The organism is Kitasatospora sp. NPDC051164, assembly GCF_044455625.1.
Lineage (GTDB): Bacteria > Actinomycetota > Actinomycetes > Streptomycetales > Streptomycetaceae > Kitasatospora.
Window position 1 is genome coordinate 1 of sequence record NZ_JBITFB010000118.1, and the last position, 2,023, is coordinate 2,023.

The 2,023-nt window shown below is 73.5% G+C and carries 1 protein-coding gene; it reads left to right on the forward strand.

Annotated features, from left to right (window positions below):
• Positions 1–60: 60 nt before the first annotated feature.
• Positions 61–2,023 (forward strand): polyketide synthase dehydratase domain-containing protein (locus ACIBEC_RS47750; RefSeq protein WP_396290919.1); only part of this gene is annotated, 1,963 nt, incomplete at its 3' end.

Consider the following 2,023-nt stretch of genomic DNA (forward strand, 5'->3'; position numbering starts at 1 on the left):
GCGGCCGACGGCTGCCGGACGAGGCGGCTCACCGTCAGTCATGCGTTCCATTCGCCGCTGATGGACGGCATGCTGGCGGAGTTCCGCGCCGTGGCTGCCGAGGTGGTTTTCGCGGAGCCGCGGATCCCGATCGTGTCGACGCTGACCGGTTCGCTTGTGTCGGCCGAGTTGACCGACCCCGAGTACTGGGTGCGGCATGTTCGCGAGGCCGTCCGCTTCGCTGACGCGGTGCATGTGCTGGAGGGTGAAGGTGTCCGGGCGTTCCTGGAGCTGGGCCCGGACGGCACGCTCAGCGCCATGGCAGGGCACTGCCTCGGCGAGGAGAGCGGCGCCGTCCTCGTACCGGCCCTGCGGCGCGATCGGCCGGAGGCGCAGAGCTTCACGACTGCGCTGGCCCGGCTCCAGGTGCGCGGTGCCGCGGTGGACTGGCACGCCGTGTTCGCGGGCACCGGCGCCCGCCGGGTGGATCTGCCCACCTATGCCTTCCAGCACGAGAACTACTGGCCGCGGGTCAGGCCCGGGCTGGTCGGGGACGTGCTCTCCGCCGGCCTGGCGAACGCCGACCATCCGCTGCTCGGCGCCTCGTTGGCGCTGGCCGATGCGGACGGCCACCTCTTCACCGGGCGGCTCGCCCTGGACGCGCACCCCTGGCTGGCGGACCATGCCGTCGCCGGCACCGTACTGCTGCCCGGAACGGGCTTGGTGGAACTCGCGGTCCGGGCCGGCGAGCAGGTCGGCTGTGCGCTGCTGGAGGAGCTCACCCTGGAGGCGCCGCTGATCTTGCCCGAACAGGGCGCGGTGCAGCTCCAGGTGTCCGTCGGTGCTCCCGAGGAGTCGGGTCACCGGACGATCGCCGTGCACTCCCGGCCTGCGGAGGCTGCTGATGACGTGCTCTGGACGCGGCATGCGGTGGGTCTGCTGGCGCGGGAATCGGCTGCCGGTGGCGTGGAGTTGAGGGTGTGGCCGCCGGCCGGTGCGGAGCCGGTGGCGGTGGACGAGGTCTACGAGGCGTTCGGGGCGGCCGGGTTCGCGTACGGGCCGGTGTTCCGGGGCCTGCGGGCGGTGTGGCGGCACGGGGGCGAGGTGTTCGCGGAGGTGGCGCTGCCGGAGGAGGCCCGGTCGGAGGCGGGGTCCTACGGTGTGCATCCGGCGCTGCTGGATGCTGCGCTGCATGCGATCGGTGCGGGCGCTCTGTTGGAGGACACCGGTCGGGGCCGGTTGCCGTTCGCGTGGTCGGGTGTGTCCGTGCACGCGGCCGGTGCGGGGGAGTTGCGGGTCAGGATCTCCGCTGTGGGGGCCGAGGCGGTCTCGCTCGCGGTGGCCGATGCCTCCGGTGCGCCGGTCGCGACGGTCGACTCCTTGGTGCTGCGGGCGTTCTCGCCGGAGCAGCTTGCCGCGCAGGGTGGCCATGATGCGCTCTTCCGTCCGGAGTGGACTCCCGTCTCGCTGCCGGTGTCGGCGCCCGACGGTGTGATCGGTGTCCTGGGAGGGGACGGCCTGGACCTGGCCGGCGCGATCGCCTTCGCGGACCTGGCGGACATCGCCGAGGGCGGTGTCACCCCCGACATCCTGGTGCTCCCGGTCGCCGTCGGGACCGGGTTCGACCTTGCCGCGGCCACCCACAAGGCCGTGCGGGAGGCCCTGGAGCTGGTGCAGGAGTGGCTGGCAGCGGACGCCTTCGCGGATTCCCGTCTGGTCGTCGTCACCCGCAACGCGGGCGAGGCGAACCTTCCGGCCGCCACGGTGCGGGGTCTGTTCCGGTCGGCGCAGTCGGAGAACCCGGGCCGGATCACCCTGATCGACCTGGACGGTGACCCCGCCTCGCAGCGGGCGCTGTCCTGCGCGCTCGGCACCGACGAACCGCAGCTCGCGCTGCGGGCCGGCAGCGCCACCGCGCTCCGCCTGGCCAGGACGGGCGAAGCCGCGGTCCCGGCCGTGGGTCTGCGGGCGTTGGACCCTGCGGGGACGGTGTTGCTGACGGGTGCGACGGGTTCGCTCGGTCGGCAGGTGGCCCGTCATCTGG